The 24729-nt window shown below is 61.9% G+C and carries 27 protein-coding genes; 1 reads left to right on the top strand and 26 read right to left on the bottom strand.

Annotation, left to right across the window (positions count from 1 at the left end):
- Positions 1 to 219: 219 nt before the first annotated feature.
- From LKX83_RS25745 to LKX83_RS25820, 16 genes are all read right to left on the bottom strand, one after another.
- Entirely contained in the window at positions 220 to 747 is a 528-nt protein-coding gene (locus tag LKX83_RS25745; RefSeq protein WP_227885712.1) for a cell wall elongation regulator TseB-like domain-containing protein, read from the bottom strand.
- Positions 744 to 2048, bottom strand: coding sequence for an amidohydrolase (locus tag LKX83_RS25750; protein WP_227885713.1), 1305 nt, complete (start codon positions 2046 to 2048; stop codon positions 744 to 746). Before LKX83_RS25750 ends, LKX83_RS25745 begins: the two co-directional genes overlap by 4 nt.
- Complete coding sequence (locus LKX83_RS25755) at positions 2045 to 2701, bottom strand: redox-sensing transcriptional repressor Rex (protein ID WP_227885714.1); 657 nt, start codon at positions 2699 to 2701, stop codon at positions 2045 to 2047. The genes LKX83_RS25750 and LKX83_RS25755 overlap by 4 nt, the downstream gene beginning before the upstream one ends.
- Positions 2698 to 5622, bottom strand: coding sequence for an ATP-dependent DNA helicase DinG (dinG, locus tag LKX83_RS25760; RefSeq protein WP_227885715.1), 2925 nt, complete (start codon positions 5620 to 5622; stop codon positions 2698 to 2700). The genes LKX83_RS25755 and dinG overlap by 4 nt, the downstream gene beginning before the upstream one ends.
- A gap of 58 nt (positions 5623 to 5680) precedes the next feature.
- A complete protein-coding gene (locus tag LKX83_RS25765) occupies positions 5681 to 6328 on the bottom strand; it encodes a tetratricopeptide repeat protein (protein ID WP_227885716.1) in 648 nt (215 codons plus the stop codon).
- A gap of 69 nt (positions 6329 to 6397) precedes the next feature.
- Positions 6398 to 6781: an aspartate 1-decarboxylase gene (panD, locus tag LKX83_RS25770; protein ID WP_227885717.1), complete on the bottom strand. Its 384-nt coding sequence runs from the start codon at positions 6779 to 6781 to the stop codon at positions 6398 to 6400.
- Position 6782: 1 nt separating this feature from the next.
- On the bottom strand, positions 6783 to 7688 hold the full coding sequence (gene panC, locus LKX83_RS25775; RefSeq protein ID WP_227885718.1) for a pantoate--beta-alanine ligase: 906 nt from the start codon (positions 7686 to 7688) through the stop codon (positions 6783 to 6785).
- On the bottom strand, positions 7685 to 8554 hold the full coding sequence (gene panB / locus LKX83_RS25780) for a 3-methyl-2-oxobutanoate hydroxymethyltransferase (RefSeq protein WP_227885719.1): 870 nt from the start codon (positions 8552 to 8554) through the stop codon (positions 7685 to 7687). Before panB ends, panC begins: the two co-directional genes overlap by 4 nt.
- A 353-nt stretch (positions 8555 to 8907) precedes the next feature.
- Entirely contained in the window at positions 8908 to 9891 is a 984-nt protein-coding gene (locus LKX83_RS25785) for a biotin--[acetyl-CoA-carboxylase] ligase (RefSeq protein ID WP_227885720.1), read from the bottom strand.
- A complete protein-coding gene (locus tag LKX83_RS25790) occupies positions 9888 to 11192 on the bottom strand; it encodes a CCA tRNA nucleotidyltransferase (RefSeq protein WP_227885721.1) in 1305 nt (434 codons plus the stop codon). The genes LKX83_RS25785 and LKX83_RS25790 overlap by 4 nt, the downstream gene beginning before the upstream one ends.
- Before the next feature lie 46 nt (positions 11193 to 11238).
- Positions 11239 to 12399, bottom strand: a complete 1161-nt coding sequence (bshA, locus tag LKX83_RS25795; RefSeq protein ID WP_227885722.1) for an N-acetyl-alpha-D-glucosaminyl L-malate synthase BshA — start codon at positions 12397 to 12399, stop codon at positions 11239 to 11241.
- A gap of 113 nt (positions 12400 to 12512) precedes the next feature.
- Positions 12513 to 13223, bottom strand: coding sequence for a bacillithiol biosynthesis deacetylase BshB1 (gene bshB1, locus LKX83_RS25800; RefSeq protein ID WP_227885723.1), 711 nt, complete (start codon positions 13221 to 13223; stop codon positions 12513 to 12515).
- Positions 13220 to 13642 carry a methylglyoxal synthase gene (gene mgsA, locus LKX83_RS25805; protein ID WP_227885724.1) on the bottom strand — a complete coding sequence of 141 codons (423 nt, stop codon included), beginning with the start codon at positions 13640 to 13642 and terminating at the stop codon, positions 13220 to 13222. Before mgsA ends, bshB1 begins: the two co-directional genes overlap by 4 nt.
- A gap of 36 nt (positions 13643 to 13678) precedes the next feature.
- On the bottom strand, positions 13679 to 14482 hold the full coding sequence (dapB, locus tag LKX83_RS25810) for a 4-hydroxy-tetrahydrodipicolinate reductase (protein ID WP_227885725.1): 804 nt from the start codon (positions 14480 to 14482) through the stop codon (positions 13679 to 13681).
- A 4-nt stretch (positions 14483 to 14486) separates the two neighbouring features.
- Positions 14487 to 15035, bottom strand: a complete 549-nt coding sequence (locus tag LKX83_RS25815) for a tetratricopeptide repeat protein (protein ID WP_227885726.1) — start codon at positions 15033 to 15035, stop codon at positions 14487 to 14489.
- Between the two features lie 42 nt (positions 15036 to 15077).
- Complete coding sequence (locus tag LKX83_RS25820; RefSeq protein ID WP_227885727.1) at positions 15078 to 15446, bottom strand: nucleotide pyrophosphohydrolase; 369 nt, start codon at positions 15444 to 15446, stop codon at positions 15078 to 15080.
- Between the two features lie 91 nt (positions 15447 to 15537).
- On the opposite strand from LKX83_RS25820, the gene LKX83_RS25825 reads away from it, so the two are divergent.
- On the top strand, positions 15538 to 16407 hold the full coding sequence (locus LKX83_RS25825; RefSeq protein ID WP_370639134.1) for a YitT family protein: 870 nt from the start codon (positions 15538 to 15540) through the stop codon (positions 16405 to 16407).
- A gap of 84 nt (positions 16408 to 16491) precedes the next feature.
- On the opposite strand, the gene LKX83_RS25830 is transcribed toward LKX83_RS25825, so the two are convergent.
- From LKX83_RS25830 to LKX83_RS25875, 10 genes are all read right to left on the bottom strand, one after another.
- Complete coding sequence (locus LKX83_RS25830; RefSeq protein WP_227885729.1) at positions 16492 to 17424, bottom strand: sporulation protein YpjB; 933 nt, start codon at positions 17422 to 17424, stop codon at positions 16492 to 16494.
- Positions 17425 to 17550: 126 nt separating this feature from the next.
- Positions 17551 to 18210, bottom strand: coding sequence for a DUF1405 domain-containing protein (locus tag LKX83_RS25835; protein ID WP_227885730.1), 660 nt, complete (start codon positions 18208 to 18210; stop codon positions 17551 to 17553).
- A 195-nt stretch (positions 18211 to 18405) separates the two neighbouring features.
- Positions 18406 to 19272, bottom strand: a complete 867-nt coding sequence (locus LKX83_RS25840; RefSeq protein ID WP_227885731.1) for a menaquinol-cytochrome c reductase cytochrome b/c subunit — start codon at positions 19270 to 19272, stop codon at positions 18406 to 18408.
- Positions 19273 to 19291: 19 nt separating this feature from the next.
- Positions 19292 to 19963: a menaquinol-cytochrome c reductase cytochrome b subunit gene (gene qcrB, locus LKX83_RS25845; protein WP_185671980.1), complete on the bottom strand. Its 672-nt coding sequence runs from the start codon at positions 19961 to 19963 to the stop codon at positions 19292 to 19294.
- Between the two features lie 19 nt (positions 19964 to 19982).
- Positions 19983 to 20519 carry a ubiquinol-cytochrome c reductase iron-sulfur subunit gene (locus LKX83_RS25850; RefSeq protein WP_227885732.1) on the bottom strand — a complete coding sequence of 179 codons (537 nt, stop codon included), beginning with the start codon at positions 20517 to 20519 and terminating at the stop codon, positions 19983 to 19985.
- Positions 20520 to 20896: 377 nt separating this feature from the next.
- Positions 20897 to 21325: a DUF2487 family protein gene (locus tag LKX83_RS25855; RefSeq protein WP_227885733.1), complete on the bottom strand. Its 429-nt coding sequence runs from the start codon at positions 21323 to 21325 to the stop codon at positions 20897 to 20899.
- A 33-nt stretch (positions 21326 to 21358) separates the two neighbouring features.
- Complete coding sequence (locus LKX83_RS25860; protein ID WP_227885734.1) at positions 21359 to 22321, bottom strand: acetylxylan esterase; 963 nt, start codon at positions 22319 to 22321, stop codon at positions 21359 to 21361.
- Positions 22322 to 22444: 123 nt separating this feature from the next.
- Positions 22445 to 22624, bottom strand: a complete 180-nt coding sequence (locus LKX83_RS25865; RefSeq protein WP_227885735.1) for an IDEAL domain-containing protein — start codon at positions 22622 to 22624, stop codon at positions 22445 to 22447.
- A gap of 36 nt (positions 22625 to 22660) precedes the next feature.
- Entirely contained in the window at positions 22661 to 23173 is a 513-nt protein-coding gene (locus tag LKX83_RS25870; protein WP_227885736.1) for a gamma carbonic anhydrase family protein, read from the bottom strand.
- Between the two features lie 78 nt (positions 23174 to 23251).
- Positions 23252 to 24520 (bottom strand): hypothetical protein, encoded by a 1269-nt coding sequence (locus LKX83_RS25875; protein WP_227885737.1) that lies wholly within the window; start codon positions 24518 to 24520, stop codon positions 23252 to 23254.
- Positions 24521 to 24729: the final 209 nt, after the last annotated feature.

Below are 24729 nucleotides of genomic sequence, written 5' to 3' on the forward strand. Positions count from 1 at the left end.
TGCCCTCCTTCTCCTCGTTCTATCTCTAAGTTGTATGATCAGCATGTCGTTCGCGTTCGTTCGCAACTTACTTGGCACAACTAAGAGTATATCATGTTTTGATAGACTTTTGCGGTATAAATGCTTGCCAAATGTGTATACGATATGACATACCGAAAGGTTTCGCCTCTGCGAATACGAAAAAGCCCGCCTCCCCGAGGGGAAAGCGGGCTTGCGGCGTTACTTGCCGGGCAGATCGTAAGTTCCGAGCATAGCGCCGTCCTTAAACGCGTAAAAGTCGATGGCCTCCCGGTCGGCTGCCTTGTCGTCCACATATCTCAGCTCCCAAGCAGCTTGTCCGGCAAACCAGCCGGGCAGCAGGCGGGCGATGGGCTTGCCTGGATGGGCGGTCTCAAACCGGTTTTCGATCTCTTTCTTCGTCAGTCCCGCGCTCGCCTGTTCCTTGACGATGCCGGACTCCCGTTCCCAGACGATCCAAGAGACGCCCGTTTCGTCTTCGCCTTCGACGACCCAGACGACCTCGTCCCACACATGCTTGGTCACTTCGCGAACCGACGCCAGCCCGGCTTCCTGCTTGGCCTTCAGCGTCGCGGCGCGCTCTTCGCCGCGATATTCCGCGTCCGCATTCCGGACATAGATCGCCAGGCAGACAACGACGAAGAGCAGAAAACCGGCGATGAGCAGCACCCAGCGTACCGGGGTCAAGGAAGCGCCGGAACGGCGCTCCTTCGTCCTGCTCCGGCTCATCCCCGAAGCCTCTCGAAGCAGCGCTGAGCCTCGAAGCGAATGCGCTCCGCGTCCAGCGTCAACAACTCGCGGCTTTTCAGCAGCTGCTTGCCGTCGACCCAAACGTGGGCGACATCGGCTCCGTTAGCCGCATAGACGAGATGCGAAATGTAGTCCGTCCGCGGCACGAAATGCGGCTTGTTGATCGAGACGGCGACGATGTCGGCCTTCAGGCCCGGACGCAGCTCGCCCGTCACGTTCTCAAGGCCGATCGACCGGGCGCCGTAGACGGTCCCCATGCGCAGCGCTTCAGCGGCCGGCACGGCGGTCGGATCGCCGGATACGCCCTTGTGCAGCAGCGCGGCCAGACGGATTTCCTCGAACAGGTCCAAATTGTTGTTGCTCGCGGCGCTATCGGTGCCGAGCGAGACGGTGACGCCCGCGCGAAGCATATCCGGCACTCGGGCGACGCCGCTCGCCAGCTTCAGATTGCTGACCGGATTGTGGGAGACGGCGACGCCGCGCTCGGCTAGAAGCGCGATCTCTTCGTCGTTCAGATGAACGGCATGCGCCACGAGCGAAGGACGGGAAAACAGGCCGAGCCGGTCCAGATGCTCGACCGGGCGGACGCCGTAATCCCGGACGTTCTGCGCGACTTCGGCGGCCGTCTCCGACATGTGCGTGTGCAGCGGCAGCCCGAGCTCGTGGGCAGCCGCCACGATCCGCTCGATGTAATCCGGCGGACACGTATAGGGCGCGTGCGGGGACATCATCGCCTGGATGCGGCCGTCGGCTTTGCCGTGCCACTCGCGGGCGAACCGGACGGCGTCGTTCAGCTTGGTTGTCTGTACGTCGGGTGGGCACAATCCGATCACGCCGCGCGTCAGGCTGGCACGCAAGCCGGCCTGCTCGACGACTTCGGCGACCCGGCTCATATGGTCGTACATGTCGACGAACGTCGTCGTACCGCTCAGGATCATTTCGGACGCGGCCAGCGCCGTCCCCCAGTAGACGTCGTCTCCGGTAAATTTCGCTTCGGTCGGCCACATATGGTTTTCCAGCCAATCCTGGAGCACCAGATCGTCGGCGAGTCCCCGCAGAAGGGACATCGCGGCATGACCGTGCGTGTTGATCAGGCCTGGCAGGAATAGCAGCCCTCGCCCGTCCACGATCTCCGTCGCGGCCTCTGTCTCGGCGGCAGGCGCCTCGCCTTCGCCCATACCCGCGATCCGGTCGCCTTCGACGGACAGCCATCCTTCATAGGTCGGCCGCTCCGCCGCCAGCGTGACGAACGTACCGTTGCGTATCAACCATCTTTTCATGACTCACTGTTCCTTTCGTCCATCTCGTCCTCATGATTCATGTAATAAGCCAAGCTCAGCAGCTCGGACGTGAAGTCCGCGTGATGGATTCGCACGTCCTCCGGCGTCCGGATGACGGTCGGCGCGAAGTTCAGAATCGCGCGCACGCCCGCTTCGACGAAACGGTCCGCCACGTTCTGCGCTTCGGCGGCCGGCACCGTGATGATGCCGATGGAAATTTCTTTTTCGCGCACGACCTGGGGCAGCTTGCTCATCGGCTCGACCGTCAGGTTGTTGATCACGATGCCTTCCTTGGAAGGATCGGCATCGAATACGGACGTGATCTTCATATTGTCCTTGAGATACATGTTGTAGTTGCAGAGGGCGCGGCCAAGGTTCCCCGTCCCGACTAGAGCGACATGCAGCGGGCGGTCGAGCTTCAGGATCTGGCGGATCTTTTCGATCAGATAGCCGACGTTGTAGCCGACGCCCTTGCGTCCGAACTCCCCGAAGTAGGCGAGATCCTTGCGGATTTGGGCCGGATTGAGGTCCAGCTTCTCGCCGAGATCCTGCGAGGAGACGGTTTGCACGTCGCTCAGGCTCAGCTCGTTCAGGTACCGCAAATAGATCGGCAGCCGCCGGACGACCGCTTCGGAAATTTTCACCTGCTTCATGACCCGTCTCCTCCTTTCGCTGGTGCCGCCGCAGGCCGGTCCGACGCTTCGCCGGCAGCGGCTTCATCGTGCGCGAGCCACTCCCGCACGCGCGGCACGAGGCCGCTGAGCGGTAGGTGCTCCATCTTGGGGCCGGGCAGCGAATATAGAAAATATTTGCCGTAATTAGTATCGATGACCCGCGTATCGTACAGGACGACGATCCCTTTGTCCGAAGCGGTGCGGACGAGACGGCCGAAGCCTTGTTTGAAGCGGATGACCGCCTGGGGCAGCGACAGCTTCATAAACGGATTTTTCTTTTCCGCCTGCAGTCTTTCGGACTTGGCTTCGATAACCGGGTGGTTCGGCGGCTGGAAGGGCAGTCGCACGATCGCCAGGCAAGTCAGCGCGTCTCCGGGCAGATCGACGCCTTCCCAAAAGCTGCTCGTCCCGAGCAAAACCGATCTCGGCTGCTCCATGAACTGCCGGGTGAGCCGGCTGCGGCTCCCGCCGTCGACGCCCTGACCCAGCACCTCGATCTCCGCGGGTGCGAGCAGGTCCTTCAGCGGACCGTATACCGACTTCAGCATCCGATGGGACGTGAACAGCACGAGCATCCGTCCGCCCGTCTCCGACGCCACTTCGGCGAGCGACCGGGTGAGCGCCTCGACAAACGCCGCGTCGCCTTCCCTGCCGCGGATGTTCGGAAAATCGCGCGGAATGAGCACGAGCGCTTGCTTGCGGTAGTTAAACGGAGAGGGCAGCTGCGCCGTGCGCAGCCTGCCTTCCCGTTCGGCCGCGTCGAGGCCGAGCTGCTCCTTCACGTATTGGAACGATTTGTCGACGGTCAGCGTCGCCGACGTCAGGACGACGCTCGCCTTTTTGTCGAACATGCCTTCCTTGAGCAGATCGCTGACGTCGGCAGGGACGTTGTACATCCACACCGACCGGCTCTTGTATTGGGAATGGCCTTCGATCCAGTACACGTGGCCTTCTTCGCCTAGCGTGACGAACGACTGAAGCTCCGTTCGCAGGCCGGCCAGATCCTTCAGCGCGCCGTTCAAGTCCGTCAGCACGCTCTGGACGGTCAAGTCGTCGCTGCGATCCCGGATGTCCGAGACGACTTTGTCGAGCGGCCGCAGCAAATCGGACAGCCGCTGGATGACATTGTGTCCGTCCACTTGAACGGACTCCCAATCGGCTGGAAGCGCCTCGGTGCGCAAGCGGTAGGTGAGACTTCCGGTCTCGTCGGCCGCCGCGTTCGCCGCGAGCAGCGCGTAAAGCCGATCAGTCCACTGCTCCCATGCTTCCCGCAGCTCGTGCACGCGCGGGACGGCTTCTTCGAGGCGTTCGCCCCATGCCGTCGCCTGATCGTCGCCAAGGCCGCTCACGAGCGCGATCAAGGCGTTGAGCTGTCCGCTGCGCGCGTCCTTCCACAATCGCTGCAGCGGCGTCAGGAGCGCGTTGTAGCCCGTCTTCTGCCCGAGATGGTTGCTCGCGACTTCTTCGAGATGATGCGCCTCGTCGACGATCAGCCGGTCGTACGAAGGCAGCAGGCGATGCTCCGCCCGCATGTCCGTGAACACCATCGCGTGGTTGGTGATCACCAGATCCGCCTTGTTCGCCTCCTGGCGTGCGCGGTGGTAGAAGCATTTGCGGAACCAAGGGCACTGTCGGTTCAGACACGAGTCCGCATCGCTCGCCACGGTGTTCCATTCGTCCTTGGAACGTCCGCTCAGGTTCAGCTCCTCCGCCTCTCCCCGCTCCGTATCCGTCAGCCATACGGCCATCTGCGCCCGCGTGACGGCCTCGTCGCGCGACAGGGCGGCTTCCGGCAGCATCTGCTGCTGCTCGAACTTGCGAAGGCACATATAGTTGCCCCGCCCTTTGAACACCGCCGCCCGGAACGGGACGGGCAGCACTTCCTGCAGTAGCGGAAGATCCCGCTGCCGGAGCTGCTCTTGCAGCTGAATCGTATGCGTCGTCACGACGATTTTTTTCGATTCCTTTAAACCATAATAGAGAGAGGGAAGCAAATAGCCCAGCGATTTGCCGGTGCCGGTGCCGGCTTCGACGAGCAAATGCGCGTCGCGCTCCAGCGCTTCCAGCACTTCTCCGTACATGATGCGCTGGCCTTCCCGCGTCTCGTAGGAAGGCAGGAGCGTCTCGAGCCGTTCGCGCACGCTCTGCTCGTACGTCTCGAACGTCATCTCGCCCAGTTCGCGCGCGGCTCTCATCGCCGCTTCCTCGCGGTCTTCGTCTTCCTCCGTCCAATCGGCGATTTTCATCGCGAATTGGCGGTAATATTGATAGCCTTCGGGTTCCGCGAGCGGCTGCGTCTCCCGCCATGCGAGAATGTGCGCGAACAGCCAGCCCAGATCGTTGCGCTCGGGATCGAACAGGTTCGCCAGCCGCTGCAGCGTCAGCATCGGAAACGCCCGAAAGCGGTCCAGGCAGCGCGCGAACACGTCTGCCGTCGCGAGTGCGTCGCTGTCGGCCTGATGGGGCCGGTCGTGGGCGATGTCCAAACTTTGGGTCAACGCACCCAACCGATAAGACGGCAGCGTAGGAAAAGCGATCCGAGCCAGGTCCACGGTATCGATGATTCGCCCCGAGAAGGGCAAATAGCCGCTGCGGTCCAGCGCCGCCTGCAGGAACTGCGCGTCGAAGCTGGCATTGTGCGCGACGAGGACGGCATCCTGCAGCAGAGGAACCATTTCCGCGAGCACGTCTTCGATCTCGGGCGCCTCCCGGACGTCGTCGTCGGTGATGCCGGTGAGCCGCGCGATGAATTCGGAGATCGGCTTGGACGGCCGAACCAACGACGTATATACAGAAGCAGCGGCGCCCGCCTCGTCGATCAAGGCAAGCCCCGCTTGGATGATTTCGTCTTGTTCGGGCGATGTGCCCGTCGTCTCAAAGTCGAGTACGGCAAACTTCATGCCTGACTTCCTTTCCCAGCATACGGAGTCGGTCCGCTTAGCGAACCGGCCCGACCGATCAGGATTGCACGAGCGCATGCAGCTCCGCGCTTCCGAATTGCAGCTGAAGCTGCCCGGAGCCCTGCAGACAGGACTCCAAATTCCTGCGCGCATCCGCGAAGGAAGGGTCGGTCTCCATCGCTTTGTGAAAATAACACTGCGCCTGCTTCAGATTCGCGTACACGGCCTGCACGCAGCCGAGGGCATTGTAGGCGATCGCCTGCAGCTTCGGCTCGTCCGACGTCGCCGCGATTAATCGTAAGTGGCGCTGGGCCTCTTCGAATTCCCCGAGATGCATCCGGCACATGGCCAGGAACAGCCGGGCGACGATCAGTTCGGCGTCACGCTTCAGCATTTCGTCGAAATGGCGCGAAGCTTCGCCGAACATGTGGAGCTTGAAGTAGCCCTGTCCTTTGACGAACGGTCCCCACAGCTCCTCGGCGTTTTCCCATGATGGCGCCTGTGGTGCCGCTTGCTCCCGCGATTGCCGGTAAACCGCCATTTTGTCCTCGAACTGAAGCCATGATTCAATGATATCATCACTCAGCGTTTTTAACACGTTCCATTGCTCTTCCAGCCGCAATTTTTCTTCCGTCGAGGCATGAGGGTAACGCGCGATGAGGTCGTCAAGGGCATCGTTCATGGCGGAGAAAAAAGAACGGATCATGGAAGAAGTCCCCCTGTCGCAGCGAGTTTGTATGCTCATTCTGCGTTCCGGGGGGACCTTTCATACGCGTTACACGACGGTCGAATGAGGCTCCTCCGCCAGCATTTTGACTGGACGGTTGGCGTCGTCCATGATGGCCACCTTGGGCTTGTGGACGCGGGTTTCCTCGTCGGTCATGTAGCCGTAGGCGATGATGATGACCTTGTCGCCGGGCTGGACCAGACGCGCCGCCGCGCCGTTCAGGCAGACGACGCCGGAGCCGCGGGGTCCGGAAATGGCGTACGTCTCGAAGCGGGCTCCGTTGTTATTGTTGACGATCTGGACTTTTTCGTCCGGCAAAATATCGACCAGGTCCATCAGATCGCGGTCGATCGTCACGCTGCCGACGTAATTCAAGTTGGCTTCGGTGACGGTGGCGCGATGCAGCTTCGACTTCATCATTTGACGGAACATATCAGTTCACCTCGTTCGGATTCAGGAGCACGTTGTCGATGAGACGCGTCTGGCCGAATTTGACGGCTACGGCAGCCAGCAGCGGCACGGGGACATGCCGGAGCGCCTCGCCCTCGGCGGGCGGCTGCAGGTCCGGATACGTCAGCACTTCGGCGTAGTCGATCTCGGCGAGCGGCATGCCGGCAATTGAAGCCGTCATGTTGGCTTTCAACGATTCCGGCGTGGCGCCTTCGCGTACCCAGGCGGGTACCTGGCGCAGCGTCCGCGACAGAATCAGCGCTTGCTCGCGCTCTTCCGGCTTCAGGTACACATTGCGGGAGCTCATGGCCAAGCCATCAGCCTCACGTACGATCGGACAAGGCACGATCTCGACGGGCTGGTTCAGATCGGCGACGATCGTCGATACGACGGCAACCTGCTGCGCGTCCTTCAAGCCGAAGTAGGCGCGGCCCGGCTGCACGAGGTTGAACAGCTTGGTCACGACGACGCCAACCCCGTCGAAGTGTCCGGGACGGCTTGCCCCGCACAGCCGCTCCGTAATCCCGCCGACGATGATCTTCGTGCTCGGAGGCGTCGGGTACATGTCCCGGACTTCGGGCATAAAGACGAGCTGGGCGCCCGCATCGGCGGCGATAGCCAGATCTCGCGCTTCGTCCCGGGGATATCGCTCGAAGTCCTCGTTCGGGCCGAACTGAAGCGGATTGACGAAGATGCTGAGCACGGTCAATCCGTTCTCCGCCGCGGACCTCCGGATCAGGCTGGCATGGCCTTCGTGCAAAAAGCCCATCGTCGGCACCAGGCCGACCGTCGCGTCGGCTCCCGCCTTCGCCCGGTAGTCGCGCAGCCTTTCGCGCAGCTCGCGGACGGTCCGAACGACCGCAGGGGCGGATGTCAGTACGGTTGTCACTTGGAATCTCCTCCGTACAAAGCGGCGGTCATCGCCTGCTCGGCTTGCTCATCGAGCGGGAAGCCATGCTTCGCTTCGGGAAATTGGCGGTTTTTCACTTCGCCGACGTATTGGGAAATCGCGGCGCGGATGGTCTCGCCGACATCCGCATAAGCTTTGACCATGCGTTTGTCCCGGATGCCGGAACCGTACCGGATCATATCATGGTAAACGAGCACTTGTCCATCGCAGCCCCGGCCGGCGCCGATGCCGATCGTTGGAATATGGAGCGATTGGGTAACGGCGGCCGCGACCGGTTCGGCCACCAGCTCCAGGACGACGCCGAACGCCCCTGCCTGCTCGAGCGCCTTGGCGTCCGCCAGCAGCTTTTCGGCTTCCGCCGGTTCCTTGCCCTGCACCTTGTAACCGCCGATCTGGTGCACCGATTGCGGGGTCAGTCCCAGGTGCGCGAGTACGGGGATGCCGGCCGACACCAGAACGGCGATCTCTTCGGCCAGCTCCGCCCCTCCTTCGAGCTTCACGGCGTGCGCCCCGCCTTCCCGCATGATGCGGGCTGCGTTGCGGAGCGTCGCTTCCTTGCCGAGCCGATAGGTTGCGAAGGGCATATCGGTGACGACCATCGTATGCGGGGCGCCGCGGACGACCGCCTTCGCGTGATAAATCATATCGTCGAGGGTGACCGGTACGGTCGTATCGTAGCCCAGGACGACATTTCCGAGCGAATCGCCCACCAGAATCATATCGACGTCGGCTTCTTCGGCGAGCTGCGCGGACGGGTAATCGTACGCGGTCACCATCGCGATCGGATCGGCTTGCTGCTTCATTTTTCGTAATCGGGGCAGCGTCATCGGTTGTTTTTGTTTCATGGAGAATAGCGCCTCCTCTGGAATCCCTGGAAAGGGGTATGCGGACGCAAAAAAACCTTCGTTTGCCCATGAGCAAAGAAGGTATCCATTCAGCAGGAGCGCTTCACGTCCTTCTGTCTCGGTCCCTTCGGCTCAGAGCAGAATCCGCCGCGAAAATTCACGGTATTCAATTTCGAAAAAACGGAAATAAGTACGATTTGTCGTCGATCCGTCTGCGGTGCGGTTCGATCGATACCGCCCAGACGAGTCGTCGGTGCGGTTCGATCGATACCGCCCGAGGACTTCATTATAGCAGATCGGACCGCCATCGTCTATGCATAACGGCCCGCCCCGCGGGCGGGCGGATGCGAACGTTAGCGATCGATAGGCGCCGCATCGCCGACCTCGGCGGAATATACGGTGCGCCAGCTGCCGTCCGGCAATTCGACGCGGAGGCCGCCGGAGGCGTCCAGCTCGCGGGGAATCCCGTCGAACGAGCCTTGGGCCGTGTAGAGCGTTACGGTTCGGTTCAGCGTCACGGCGTTCGCCTCCCACAGCAAGCGGATCGGTTCGAAGCCTTGTTCGCGGTAGAGATCGTAGAGACGTTCAAATTCGAGAAGCACTTCGCCGATCAGCGCGGCACGGTCGAACGCGCGGCCCGCCGCCATGCGCAGCGAAACGGCCTTCTCCCGAAGCTCCTCCGGATAGTCTGCCTCTTCGAGGTTCACGGCAATCCCGAGTCCGACGGCCACATATCGGATGCGCTCGTCCTCGGCGGCCGATTCCAGCAAGATGCCGCTGATTTTGCGGCCTTCTACCTGCAAGTCGTTCGGCCACTTGATGCCGATGCGCAGGCCGGTGATTCGCGAGAGCGAACGGCACAGCGCGACGGCCGACAACAGCGTCAGCTGTGGTGCGAGCGGCAGCGGCACGTCGGGCCGGAGGAGCAGGCTCATCGAGACGCCTTTGCCCGGCGGCGATATCCAGCTGCGCCCCATTCGGCCGCGGCCTTGGTCCTGCCGCTCGGCGACGACGAGCGTGCCTTCGGGCGCGCCTTGTTCGGCCAGCGCGCGTACTTCGTCCTGCGTCGAGGCGACCGCTTCCCGCAGGTGCAGATGCCGGCCGAGCTCCCGCGTCTTCAGATGCGCACGAAGCTCCGCCTCGGTAAGACGAGCGGGCCTCTCTACGAGACGGTACCCTAGTCTCGGCACCGCCTCGATACGATAGCCTTCGGCCTCGAGCTTGCGCACCTGTTTCCAGATGGCCGTCCGGCTTACGCCCAGCGTCCGGCTGATTTCCTCGCCTGACACATAAGCGCCCGGTTGCGCTTCGAGCAGCGTCAACAGATGGACAGTCATAGCGTAGCTTCACGTTCCTTTCGCCAGCAGTCTTCGAACGCCGCCAGCAGCGCTTCCTTGTCGTTGTTCGTTCGTCCCAGGGCGACCTCCTCCAACAGCAGGCGCAGATGGCGGGCCACCCATGGCCCGGGCGCGGCCTCCACCGCCCGGGCCAGCTCGTCGCCTTTTACCGCAAGCTCCTTGACGGTGCCGGCAGGCATCTCTCGCATCCATTTCGACGCGAGTCGGAGCGCCGTCTCCGCGTCTTCGGTCAAAGGCAATGGATGCGGAAGCGCGGCGGCGATGCGGAGGGCATCCCGCGCGGCTTCCCGGCCGCGGTCGAGCACCGTCCGGATCCAGGCGACTTTCGCTTCCTCCCCTGCGCGCTTCGACTCGGCGAGCTGCTCGTAGAGCCGGACGACCGCTTCGATGCGACCCGCGCGCCGCGAGGCGTACCGCAGCGCGCGCATCGCATCCCGCGCCTCCGCGGGCGTGACCCCGCATGCAAGCAGCAGCGCCGCCCAGCGCAGGTCGGGCTCCAGCGCCTCGGCCGGCGCGCCGAGACCAAGGCGCATGCCGTCCAGAAGCGGAGCCGCGGTCCCCAAGGTGTCGCGCAGGCGCTCGGGCAGCGGCTCGGCCGTCCGGTCCGCGAGCCCGCTCTCGGCGAGGAGCGCCAGGGCGCGCGCCGGATTCGAGCCGGCTATCATCTTGTTCAACTCGACGCCGACCCGCTCCATGGCGACGTGCCGCAGCTTGTCCCGCTGGGCAAGCAAGCCGCGCCAGGTAGCATCCTCGATACGGTAACCGAGCTCGGCTGCAAAACGGATGCCGCGCAGCATGCGCAGCGCGTCCTCGCCGAAGCGCTCCGCCGCGTCGCCGACCGCCCGCAGGAGGCGCGCTTTCATATCGTCACGGCCGCCGAACGGGTCGACCAGTTCGGCATCCGAGCCGAAAGCCATCGCGTTGACCGTGAAGTCCCGGCGCGCCAAATCCTCGCGCACATCTCGCACGAAGGCGACGGCGTCCGGGTGCCGCGAATCCGAGTACCCCGCTTCCTGGCGGAACGTCGTCACCTCGAAGATGAAGCCGGCCTCGCGTACGGTGACCGTTCCATGCTTGAGACCCGTCGGCAGCACGTCGGGGAAAATCTCCATGACCGTTTCCGGTTCGGCCGCCGTTGCGATGTCGACGTCGCCGCCCCCGCGCCCCAGCAGTTTATCGCGAACGCAGCCGCCGACCAGGTAAGCGGGATGGCCGGCCTCCTCCAAGCGGCGCAGCACGTCCAGCCCCGCCTCCCATGCCGCTCGATCGTTGTCGTTCATGCGCAGTCCGCTCCTTCCGTCGCCTGCGCGGCCGCTCCCGGCGACGTCAGTCGCAAGCCGGAACGGCAATGCGGGCCGGGATGCCGAGGACGTTGTAGTAGATTTGCTCGTACTGCGCAGTGATCAAATCATTGCAGAAGGCGGTACGCGCCCGATGCAGGCAAGCTTCGCGGAACTGCGCATACAACGCTTCGTCCGATAGCAGGCGGACGGCGTTCGCCGCCATCTCGTCCGTATTCCCGATCGGAGACAGGAATCCGGTCTCACCGCTTTTCACCAATTCCGGGATGCCGCCGGCGATCGATCCGATCGTCGGCACGCCGCACGCCATCGCTTCGAGCGCGACGAGGCCGAAGCTTTCCTTTTCCGACGGCAGCAGCATCAGATCCGCGAGCGACAGCACTTCGGCGACGTCGTCCTGCTTGCCCAGGAAATGCACCTTGCGGCTAAGGCCCATCGCCTCGATCTTGGATTGGATTTTCGGCAGATCGGGGCCTTCCCCGACGAGCAGCAGGCGGGCCGGGAGGCGCTCATGCACCTTGGCGAAAACGTCGACCACGTCGCAAGTGCGCTTGACCGGACGGAAATTAGAGATGTGCATCAATATTTTCTCGTGCGGCTCCGCGAAGTCGAGGCGCAGATCGGACACTTCGCGAGGGTAGTAGATGCGTTTGTCTACGAAGTTATACGTCAACTCGATCGGCTCCTCAATCTCCAGCAGCTCGCGCGTCTCGCGGATAAGATCGCGGCTGACCGCCGTGACCGCGTCGCTGCTTTGAATGCCGAGGCGGATAATATTTTTAAGCGTCTCGTCCTGCGCCAGCACCGTAATGTCGGTTCCGTGCAGCGTCGTGACGACCTTGAGCTTGTTGCCTGACATCTGCTTGGCGAGCAAGGCGCAGATCGCGTGCGGTACCGCGTAGTGGACGTGCAGCAGATCGAGCTGCTGCAGCTTGGCGACTTGATGCATCTTACTCGCCAAGGACAGATCGTAAGGCGGATAACGAAACACGTAATAATCCGACACTTCGACTTCGTGATAGAAAATGTTGCGGTGGAATTTGCCGAGACGGAACGGCATGCTGTGCGTAATGAAATGAATCTCGTGTCCCTTCTCGGCAAGCAGCTTGCCGAGCTCGGTCGCGACAACGCCGGACCCCCCCAATGAAGGGTAGCAGGTAATGCCGATGCGAAGCGGTCGAGTCATGGCTTCCGCCTCCTTTCCTCATATGTATATTTCCCTGAAGCTTGCTTCCTTTCCTTCTTTGCCGCCAAGCGGCGCAAATAGGCGGAAGGCAAGCCTTCCGCCCGGCGATCGTTTTAGAACCGTTCGAGCTTGACGGGTCCTTTGGGGATAAAGCCTTCCGCGAAAGCCACCTTGTGCGGCGCGCCGAACAGTCGGTCCCGTGCGGCCACGTTCTCCAGATACCCTTGCGTGAGCGGCGTCGCGACCCAGTCCGCTTGGCTGCCGGCAGGCTCGAACTGGGACCGGTAAGCGCGAAGCGCTTGCATCTTTCGCTCTTGCACGTCGGAAATATCGACGACGAGCTGAGGCGCGTGCACGTCGTTAATGAAATAAAAGACGAGCTGCTCGGCCGACCACGCGGGCAGGGACGGCAGATAGCGGCGAAGCTTGGCGTTAAACACCGCTTCCTCGGCCATCCGGCTGCACAAGACGTGGTCCGGATGCCGATCGACGCCAAAAGGCGCGAAAACGACGCGCGGCCGGTGCCGACGAATGGCCTCGACCAGCTTGTCCAGCTGCTCGGGGACGGCGGCAAGCCCGCGGTCGGGCAGGCCGAGGTTTTCGCGGACCGCGAGACCGAGCGTCTCGGACGCTTCAGCGGCTTCCCGCTGTCTCGTCTCCACGTCGCCGTTCGAAGACATCTCCGCATAGGTCAGGTCGATCATGCCGACACGCTGCCCGGAGCGGACCGCCTTGACGATCGTGCCGCCCATGCCGATCTCCGCGTCGTCCGGATGGGCGGCGAATACGAGCAGATCGAGACCCGCGCGCGTTTCGGCACTCATTCTTCGAGCCCCGGCTTGTACTTGTGCACGAGCTCGCGCCAGGCGAAGTCTCCCCGCTCCAGACATTTGACGAGCAGCTCGGCCGTCGCCACGTTCGTCGCGACCGGGATGCCCTGCACATCGCACAGACGGAGCAGCGCGATGATATCCGGCTCGTGCGGCTGGGCCATTAGCGGATCGCGGAGAAAGATGATGAAGTCCATTTCGTTCTGGGCGACGAGCGCGCCGATCTGCTGGTCTCCGCCGAGCGGCCCGGACATGAAGCGATGAACGTTCAGCGACGTTTGCTCCATGATGCGGCTGCCCGTCGTGCCCGTCGCATACAGCTTATGCGGCTTGAATACGTGTTCGTAAGCGATGGTGAAGTTCACCATTTCTTCTTTTTTGCGGTCGTGGGCGATTAGCGCGATGTTCAGCATCGGAACCACGCGCCTCCTCTCTCGGGAGCGAATGAATTAGTCCAGAAAATGCTCGAAGCCGTAAACGAGACCGGTGACGTGCATGATCTTTTTCACGGCGGTGTTGACACCAGGCATGTAGCCCGCGCGCTCGTAGGAGTCGTGGCGGATTTTCAGCGTTTGGCCGTGGCCGCCGAAGATGACCTCCTGCTGCGCGAACACGCCGGGCAGCCGGACGCTATGGATGCGGAATCCGTTGTAATAGCCGCCGCGGGCGCCTTCGATGATTTCCTCTTCGTTCGGATTGCCTTGGCGCAGCTCTTGGCGTGCTTCGGCGATCCATTCGGCCGTCTTGATCGACGTCCCCGAAGGCGCGTCCAGCTTTTGGTCGCCATGATATTCGATGATTTCCACATGGGGCAAATATTTCGCGGCCGATGCGGCAAACTTCATCATAAGGATCGCGCCGATCGAAAAGTTCGGCGCGATCAGACAGCCGATGCCCTGCTCCCTGCACTGCTTGTCCAGCGCTTGCATCTGCTCCGGCGTGAAGCCAGTCGTTCCGACGACCGGGCGGACGCCCAGCGCGACGGCGGTCTCCGTGTTCGGCATGGCCGATTGGGGATTCGTGAAGTCGACGAGCACGTCCGGACGGGAGCGCTCGAGCGCCTCCGCCAGGTGGCCCGTCAGGACGACGCCGGTGTCCGGCTTGCCTACCAGGCTTCCGGCGTCGACGGGTCCGGAGGAGCGTCCGATCGCCGCGACGAGGCGCAGCGCCGGATCCTCCAGCACCATTTTTACGACTTCCCGTCCCATGCGCCCTGCGGCGCCGGCTACGGCGACCTTGATTGGCTCAGACATGTCATCACCTGTTCCTTCTGCGAGTTGTGGTAGAGTAGCACTGCTTCCATTGTCTGCGCCGCTCCGTGCGTACTTGCTGCAGGAGCCTTCCCGCCTCTTCGAGCTGCGGATTGAGCTGCTGTGCGCTGACGAGCGCGGCTAGCGACTGCTCGTAGTCTCCGCCGAAATGATACGCGATGCCGAGCAGCAGCTGCGCCTCGCCCGCCAGCGGGTCCAGCTTGACCGCTTCGCGGAGCGCTTCGATCGCTTGCGCGGTGTTCGGCGGCGTCTGGGAGAGAAGCGACTCGGCGTCGCGCATCCGCACCTTGGCGCGCAGCGTCCGCAGGTGGAACGAATAGACCGGATCTTCCGGCGACATTTGCACCGCCCGGCTCGCGTAAGCGACGGCTTGCGCCAAGCGGCCGTTCCGCGCTAAACTGATGGAGCCCTTGTAATAGTAGGAAGCGTTGTCCGGCTCGGCCTCGATGGCCCGCTCGAACCAGTCCGCCGCGGCTTCGAAGTCACCCTGCAGGATGGACTCGTACGCGTGCTGAAGACAAGATTCCCCGTTCATGCGACCACCCTCCTTCTATCGGGGATGGTACAGCATATGATCTTACGCGTCGTCGGTGTGCCTCTTTGTCCAACGATCGGCGTCCCGGGTATTGAATTTGTGCATGACCCTGTCGTGCGCCTCGGTCAGATCGATCCCGAGCGAATTCGCAAAACAGAGGACGATGAACAGCACGTCGCCCAATTCCATCTCGACGGAATTTTCGGCTTCGTCCTTTTTCTTCGGCTTTTCTCCGAAGCGGTGGTTGACTTCCCGCGCCAGCTCGCCGACCTCCTCGGTCATACGCGCGAGCAGCGACAGCGGGGAGAAGTAGCCTTCCTTGAACTGCGAGATATAAGCGTCGACTTCACGCTGAATGTCAGCCAGAGATTTCTCGGCGAGCTCGACGCCCGCGATGCCGGAGGTTCCCATACCCTGCTTCCTTTCCGAACGGTAATAATCTTATGTTAGCTCATGACGATGCTAAAGACAAATGCAAATTGGCGCCCGGGAGGGTCCTTCATTGAATGCGAATCGAATCGGAGCGGCCGTGCGCGCATGGGTCGTCCTGCTGACAGGCACGGCGATCTACGCGTTCGGCCTTCAATACTTCATTATCCCGAACCAGCTGATGGAAGGCGGCGTGACGGGCATCGGCATCCTGCTGTACTACGCGACCGGCCTGCCGACCTGGCTCACGACGCTGCTCATCAACCTGCCGCTCTTTTGGCTGGGCCTGCGCAAGCTCGGCTGGAATACGATGATCTACACGTTCGGCGGCACGCTGTCGCTGTCCGGCTTTCTCTGGCTGTGGGAGACGGCCGTGGACCTGGGCTGGCTCGTCCCGTTCACCTCGCGCCAGGACTTTATTCTCGTCGTGCTGTACGCGGGCGTGACGCTCGGCGTCGGCCTCGGCCTCGTCTTTTACTCGGGCGGCACGACCGGCGGCGTCGACATCATCGCCCGCATCCTGAACCGCGGCAAAGGCTTCAGCCTCGGTCAGATCATCCTCGCGATGGATGCGGTCGTCCTTCTCACCTCGCTGATCTTCATTCCGAAGGAAAAGGTGCTGTACACACTCGTGAGCGTCTTCATCGCCTCGAAGATGATCGACTTCGTCCAGGAAGGCGCCTATGCGGCCAAGGCCTTCACCATCGTCTGCCATGCGCCCGAACGGCTGGCGGAAACGATCACGAAGGAGATGGACCGGGGCGTCACGCTGATGAAGGCGGTCGGCGGATATTCGGGCGAAGCGCGGATGGTCGTCTATTGCGTCGTCAGCCGATTCGAAATCCGCAAATTAAAAAGCCTCGTCCGCCAGCATGACAGACAGGCTTTTATCGTGATCAGCGACGTGCACGACGTGCTGGGGGAAGGATTCCGAGAGGAATAACGTCCCTTGGACAGGCTTTCACGGGTAACTCTATCGCCTTGTTTTGGTGAAGATGGGAAGCGAAAGCGGCAGCCGCAAGCCCAATTATCGTCCGAGCCAGCGGTCGGCCGCGTCCCTGCGCTCTCCGCCGCCGTTTCTTCCGCTCCCCCCGCCCCGCCGCTCGAAGCGAAAGCGCCGCCAGCCGGCGTACGTCAGCACCGTGACGATGAACGAACCGATCGTTGCGGCGAATCCCCAAGCCGGCGGGATGAGCAAGGGCCCTGCAGCCGGTTCCCCGTCCCCGGGCGGAAACAGTCCCTCCACCGCATCCCGCAGCGGCTCAGTCAGTCCGTCGAGCACCCGCGCGTCCGGCTGCTTCGCGGCCATCACCCGCGTCCCATATCGAAACACCGAATCCCCTCGCTCCACGACGGACGGCTCCCGCTCGAGCGCGACCGCCGTTCGGATGAGCGCGTAATGGCCGCTCAGCCGCTCGAATGCCATCTTCGCCTCCGGCGGAATACGGCCCGGCGCGGCGCCGATCGACAATTCCAGCGTCGTCAGTTCCTCCTGCATCAACTTGCGGTACTGCAGCCATAGCGGCCGCTGCGAGCTCGCCAGGGCATCCGCCGCCAGCCGCAGCGCTCCCGCCGCCGTCTGGATTTTGGTCTCGTCCGGCGCCGTGGCCGCGAGCGCCCGCTTCAAATCGGCGACGCTGCCGGAAAGCGCCGCGATGCCCTCTGCATGCGGAATCCGCTCCATCGGCAGGGCGCGCAGCGCCTTTTCCGCCTCCTGCAGCTTGCGGTGGACCGTCAGCGGCTCGCCCTGCTGCACGGCAAGGTACAGCGCTTCGGCCGCGCTGCGAAATGCCGCCTCCGGCTCGCCGGCGGACGTCTTTCCCGCGCCGGCGGTCCCGGCTGCCTCGCCGGTCGCCGCCGACGCGGCAGCCGGGACGGCGCCAAGCACCCAGGCGAGCAGCAATAGCAGCAGCCCCGCCGTCTTGCGGTATCGGATCGCGATCGCATCGCGCTTCTCCATGGACATCCCCTCCTTGTACCCAGCGTATGAGGGGATGTCCCAGCCTAGAACCGGGTTGTCCGCTTGCGGAAGCCCCGTCGACGACAACGGCCGCAAGCGCTCGAGGCGCTTGCGGCCGTTAGTTCGTCAGGCTGCCGACTTCTCGTTCCGCCGGGCTTCTTCGGGCAAGTACCGGGACAAGCCAGCCGTCAGAACGCTAAATGCGGTGAGCAGAAAGGTGAAGACGGCGACCTGGGGTACTTTGTCCATCAGCTCGTTCGGCAGATACGGGTAGACCCCGAAGCCGTAGTCAACCGTGTCGTTCAGGAAGGTCCAAGCGGCCGCGGCCGCCAGCGCCCATATGCGAAAATGGAAAAACCGCGCGTACAGCACGGCGCATACGGCCATGGACAGGTGCGAAGCGACGAGCATCCAGTGCTCCCAGACCAGCTGGTCGCCGTAGGCAGCGCCTGCGAAGATGATCGCCGACGCCCAGATGCCGTATTTCACCGAAGTGACGACCGCCAGCGCTTCGACTAACCCCCGGATCGATCGCCAGACCGGGCTGCGGTTCGGCGCGGGGCGGATCCATAGCCACAGCACCGCGATTGTGAACAGCAGCGAAGCGGTCGGGCTGTCGGGCACAAAGGGAATTTGCCAGTGCGGATTCCATTCCCATGTATCCTGGAGCTGACCTTTGTACCAGTAATAGCCGTAAATCGTGCCGGGGATGTAAAAGATCATCAGCAACGTGAGCGTCGTCGGATGCAGCAGCGTTTCCCGGGATAAATAAGCGCGCAAATTCATGCTTGTCCTCCTTTCATCGGGCGAAGGTTGACCCGGACCCGCCTCCAAAAAAGACCTGACCGCGTACGGTCAGGTCTTCAGGTTCTTCATACAGAATGCATAAGTTTTAGCCCTATCCATTTCTGTATGACCTTCGATAAAAACGTGCCCCCATCTTCCTTGAAGGCGGCGGAGCCGTGTTTACTTGGTTGCGACTTACTCGGCGGCCTTTTGCTCGGAGAGCCAGGTAGCCACTTTTTCGATCTCGGCGTCGGACAGCTGGCCTTTGAAGGAAGGCATGCCTTCGCCCTTGCCGTTGGTGATCGTGTTCAAAATTTCTTCCTTGCTCAGCTTGTCGCCGATGCCGGCCAGCATCGGTCCCGCTTGCCCCTCGAGGTCGGTGCCGTGGCACGCGATGCACTGCGCCTTCATGGTGACGGAGAACGCTTCGTCCTCCGGCTTCACGAGCGCGGGCACTTTCACCTTGCCGGGAATGAAGCGGCCCTTGCCGGCTTCGATCGATTCGCGGTTCTTCTCTTCGCGCTCGATGTGCTCCGGCACGACGCCGGACGCTTCGACCTCTTTGGTGTAGTGATGCCAAGACACCCAAGTGAGGTAGACGCTCGCGACGAGCGTGACGAGCATAAGTGAGGAAGCGATCGGACGCCGGTAGAAGCGGCGCTCCTTGCCGGTATCGAGGAACGGTGCAAGGAACAGCGCCCCGAACAGGATGCCCGGAAGACCGATCGTACCGAGTACGATAAAGTGCTCCGACGTGTACGGGTACTTCAGGAGCTGGTAGATGAACAGGAAGTACCAGTCCGGCATCGGAATAAACGAACCGTTCAACGGGTCAGCCGGATAGCCGAGCGGAGCAGGCTCCGCGATCGTCAGCGCGAGGAAGCCGACCAGCACCACGACGCCAGCCATCCATTCCTTCAAGAGGAAGTTCGGGATGAAGGCTTCGGACTTGCCCGGGTATGCGGTATAGTCCGGCGGAGCGGGCTTGTTCGGGTTCGGCTTGCGGATACGAGAGTCGCCTACAAAGACGACTTTTTCTTTAGATTGATGTCCATGTGCCAAAGCTTGCCACTCCTTTCTCTTACAGCGGCCCGGAAATGCCCTGTTTTCGAATCATGAAGAAGTGTGCCGCAAGCAGCGTGAGCAATACACCCGGCAAGAAGAACACGTGAATCGCGAAGAAGCGAGTCAGCGTCTGGGCGCCGACGATCGTGCCCCCTTGCAACAACTCCTTGATGTAGCCGCCGATCCAAGGCACCGAACCGGCGATCTCCATGCCGACCTTGGTCGCGAAGTACGCCTTGTTGTCCCACGGGAGCAGGTAGCCCGTGAACCCGAGGCCCAACATGACGAAGAAGATCAACATCCCGACGACCCAGTTCATCTCGCGCGGCGCCTTGTAGGAGCCCGTGAAGAAAACGCGCAGGGTATGTAGGAACATCATCACGATGACGAGGCTGGCGCCCCAGTGATGCATCCCGCGCACGATGACGCCGAAGGCGACCTGGTGCTGCAGGTAGTCAACGCTGTAGTACGCGTTGATGATATCCGGTACGTAATACATCGTCAAAAACATCCCCGAAAGGATTTGAATGACGGTAATGAAGAACGTCAGTCCGCCGAAGCAATACACAAAAGCGGAGAAGTGATGCGCCGGATTGACGTGCTCGGGCACTTCGTGGTCGGCGATATCTCTCCACATCGGCGTTACGTCAAGACGTTCGTCAATCCAGTTATACATGCCTTTGAACATGGGACGAGACGCCCTCCTTCTACTTCACGCGGGTGTTGGCTTCCAGCGGTCCGAGATAAACCCAGCCGTTTTCGACCTTCACTTCGTATTCGTCCAGCGGTTTCGGTGCCACTTTCAATTGCTTGCCGTCTTTGGTGTAGCGTGCACCGTGGCACGGGCAGTGATACAGATTCGGCGCTTCTTCGCCGCCCCAGCTGATCGTACAGCCCAAGTGCTTGCACACCGGAGACAGCGCGAAAATCTTGCCGGAATCATCCTTGGCGAGGAATGCCTGCATCTTCGGGTCGCTCTCGTACCAACCGTCCACCTGATGGACTTTGAAGTCGATCTTTTGCGGCTCGGCCGTCACCTTCGACTCTTCGACGACCTTCACGAAAGGCGTCGCAGTCTTCTTCTGCAAAAGCGGGTCAACCGCAAACCGAAGCATCGGCAAAATGGCTCCGCCCGCCATGAAGGCGGTAGCGCCGCCGAGCGTGTAGGACAGAAACTGACGGCGAGTCATTTCTTTGCGCTTGATCGGCTTGTGCGAGGTTTCGTGCTGCTGATTGTGGTCCATTCTTTCTACCCCCTTTGCCCACCAATGTCGCGTCCGTCACGGACTTTCACCTTTTGTTCATCATACCGAATCGGCAGGCTTTCGCCCGCCCAACGCCGTATGATCCCGATAAAAACGATTCGCTTGCTGCATGAAAAAAAGCGAAACCGCTTTTACTTGACAAGGACATAACTATAATAGCCCACGTGCCATGGAGCGTCAAGAATTGCCACCTTGGATTCGAGCGCCGCCGGATTGAGCCAGCCTAAATTGTTCTCAAATTGTCACATTTCTCCGTGGCGGCCGTCTGCCATTGGTATGCCCCAATCGCGGACGGGTCATTCGCGAGGCGCCGCAAAAGTCCGCTCTAATGAAGGAACGGTTCACGGCGCAGCGGATCAGCCGACCGCCGGCCGCTTCCAGAGCGTCGTCACGGCCTGCCGGATCCGCTCCGGCTCGGGCTGCTCGTCCGGCTCCGATGGCTGCACGATCAAATCCGCCGAGGGCAATGCGGCTTCCGACCATCCGCCGCCGCCGGCCACGACGATCACGTACCGGTAGCCCTGGCGTTTGATGGCGGCGCACAGCCCTTCGAGGCGCGCGGCGCCCGCGGCGGGATCACCGTCGTAGTGGCTCGCGGGCAGCGTAACCGTCCTTCCTCGGAAGGCTTCTTCGAGCGGGGACAGCCAATCGCCGGTGCGGCCGATCTTCTCCGCGGCCTCCGGCGGCGAATCCAGGGCGGTCAGTCCGCTCACGGGGAGGAGCGCCGTATCCAGAAAAGGCTGCAAGTCCGGCCAGCTCGCTTCGTCCAATTCGCTGAATTTCATTCGTTTCTTCCTTTCTTTCCGTCAAGCATGCGATCAGAGCAGCGCCCGGAAAAAGGCCATCGTCCGGTCGTCGAAGCCCGGCAGCCCCTCGTGCCCGTAATCCGGGTAGACGACCAGCTCCTTCGGGGCGACGATCTTGTTGTAGGCGGCGAACTGGGTCGACGGAGGCGTGATCGTATCCATCAAGCCGGTCGCCATGAGGACTTCGCCCCGGATGCGCGGCGCCAGATGCTGAACGTCGATGTACCCGAGCCGTTCGAAGAACGCGTCCTCGCGCGCATGCGTCGGATCGAACCGGCGGAAGTAGGTGCGGATCTCGTCGTACGCGTCTTTGTCCAGATCCATCTCGTAGACGCGCCGGTAGTCGCTGAGAAACGGATAGATCGGCGCGAGGCGCGCCACTCTCGGTTCCAGCGCTGCGCAGGCGAGCGTCAACCCGCCGCCCTGGGAAGCGCCGGTGACGGCCACGCGCGCCGGATCCACTTCGGGCAGACTCATCGCGATGCCGGCCAGTTGCGCCGCGTCGAGGAAAATGTGGCGGAACAGCAGTTGGTCCTCGTGGTCGTCCACGCCGCGGATGATGTGGCCGTTCAGCGTGTTCCCCTTGACGCCCCCGACGTCTTCGGATCGGCCGCCCTGTCCCCGGCAGTCCATCGCGAGTACGCTGAATCCGAGGGCTGCGTAGCCGAGCTTGCTTGTCCAGTCCCCCGAATTCCCGGAATAGCCGTGGAATTGCACGACTGCGGGGTGCGGACCGGCAGCATGCTTAGGCCTGATGTACTTGGCGTAAATGCGGGCGCCTCGCACGCCAGTCCAGTACAAATCAAAGCATTCCGCGAACGGCACTTGGAAGTCGGCGGGAACGATCTCGATTTGCGGGTCGATCGCCCTCATCTCGGCCAACGCGCGATCCCAATATGCGTCGAAGTCGGCCGGCTTGGGACTGCTTCCCTCGTATTGGCGCAGCTCCGCCAACGGCATATCTACCAATGGCATAATCGTTTCCCTCGCTTGTTCAATGGAATTTGCTAAACTCACAATCTCTATCCTACTCCATCTTCGCCCGCCTGCAAACCGTTCCCGCACAAAAAAAAGCTGCCGCAGCAGCGGCAGCCCAGGCTAGTGTTGCATAGCTTTCAATTCTTCGGTCAGACGATGGAACGCATCCGCGTCCCCTATAGCTAGCGCATGATCAATCGCCTCGTAGATTTTCTCCGTCCGGTATTTGCGCAGCGCTTCGTCCAGGGCCATTTCCGCCGCCAGCCCTAACATCGTCTCATAGGCGACTTTCATGTCCATCGGTTGCACCTCCAAAGTTCCCGGCGTTCAGGGCTCCTAACGGGTCGGATTCGCGTACTGCTTGCCTTTGCTTACGTAGCTGTCCGCCGTACGTTGCATGCGCTGCAGATCCTGCTCGTTCAACTCCCGGACGACCTTCGCGGGCGTCCCGAGGCATAGCGTATAGGGCGGAATAACCTGGCGCTCCGTAACAATCGCGCCGGCTCCCACTAAAGCATATTCACCGATCTCGGCCCCGTTCAGGACGATTGCCCCCATGCCGATCAATGTACCCTTGCCTATTTTGCACCCGTGTACGATCGCCGCGTGCCCGACCGACACGCCGTCCTCGAGCAGCAGCGGCTGATCCGTATTCACGTGTCCGACGACGCCATCCTGGATATTGCAGCGCCTGCCGATGACGATCGGCGCCAGATCGCCCCGCAGCACGGCGTTGAACCAAACGGAGCTGTCCTCTCCAATCGTCACGTTGCCAACGATCTTCGCCCCCTCGGCGACGTAAATGCCCGATGCAAGACGGGGATATTGGTCTTCATAGCGGATGAACATGTCGCGTCTCCTCCCATGCGCGGTCCGTCGTGCTTCAACGCCCGCCGTCTTCGTTTGGGAAGGATTGTAGCAACCGGTTCAGCCGCTGTCAACGGAGGCGAACGTCCAGGGCAGCGCGTCCTCGAACGTCACTTCGTTGCCCGAGACGAGCGCGCGGCCTTGCGGCGTCATGCAGACGACCGCTTCCCCCTCCTCGGTTTCTCCGTAACGCAGCAGGCCGAGATGGAGCATCATCCGCAGCAGCCGGCGTTCCAGAATATCCCGCTCCGAGTCGTAGTAGTAGGGACGAATAAGCGGCAGGAGCACCCGTTCGAGCGAGGCGACCGTCACCCATGCCCCGCCGGACAGCCGCATCACCCAGTGGACGAGCGCCTGCAGGTTCGGGACGGGAATCTTGTACAGCCGCATCCAGAACCGGTAGATGTCCGCCGGATCGGAACGGACGGCGCCGGTCGCCGCCGCCCCGCCCTGCTCGGTCAGAACGAGCCTGTCCGGAAGCTCTTCCACGTAGCCGGCATAAAAACAGTAATCGTATAGCAGGGAAAAGCGGTCCGGGTATTCGCGATAACGTCTGCCGTAGCCGAAGCGGAAGGCGCTTTTGCCGGGAAGCGGCTCGACGACGGACAAAGCGTCAAGCAACTGCTGCAACTGCCGCTTGTAAACATACCCCTCCGCGGTGAGCGGAACGTCGTGATCGCGCACGAAACGTGTCAGCAGCGTCACGTCCTCGCTAAGCAAGGTTCGCTCGTCGCGGTAGGCCGGCGGTTCGCCCCTTAGCTCCAGACTGTCGCGGAACTTGCGGTCGAGCGCTTCGCACAGCCGTTTTTTCACGTCTTCCGGCACGTGATAGAGATATTTGGTCTGCTGCGAGAAGCCGTTGAACAGCCAGCCGAACCGTTTGAACCTCGCGATCGCGTTGCGGGCGGGATCGGCCGGCGCCGGCGGCGTCTCCGCTGCGGATGCGCGCTTGGACGCTCGCGGCTTGGCGGAAGCGCGCCCTTTGGCGGCACGGGTCTTCGGTCTGTCCGTTTCCGCTTCCTTCGCCGCACCGGCACCTTCGGCCGGTTCCGACTGACCGATTCCGCTCGCCGCAGATGCAGCCCGGGCTGTCAAATCTTCCAAGCTGTAGGCGGCCCGTTTCTCGAAGAGAAGAGAATTCAAGAAACGCAGATCGTCGAGCCCCATCTCGCCGACTCGCCTCTCCAGCGACTCCCGTCTCCCGACGGCCGACAAAATCGATTGAATCAGCTCGTGCTTGGAGTGCGTGCTGCATTCGCAATCGTACGTATGCGCGATATTCGACAGCTGCGCGATATCGGCATAACTGAGCATCTCCGCCAAGTTCATCGGCATTTCCCCCGCTTCCGTCGCGTTTACATGCATTATCGGTCGGAATGTCAGGCTTTAAACGTGGCGAAGGCGAATGGCCGTTCCCGTCGGTTCCTTTTCGCTCAAATTGCCGTTGAAGAAGATGTACCTTATTCGATTTTTCGCATCCAATGCAGAAATTTTGCAAAGAACATGACACGGATAACGGCGTGGGAAATTTTACAAAA

The organism is Cohnella baijiui, assembly GCF_020731285.1.
Lineage (GTDB): Bacteria > Bacillota > Bacilli > Paenibacillales > Paenibacillaceae > Cohnella.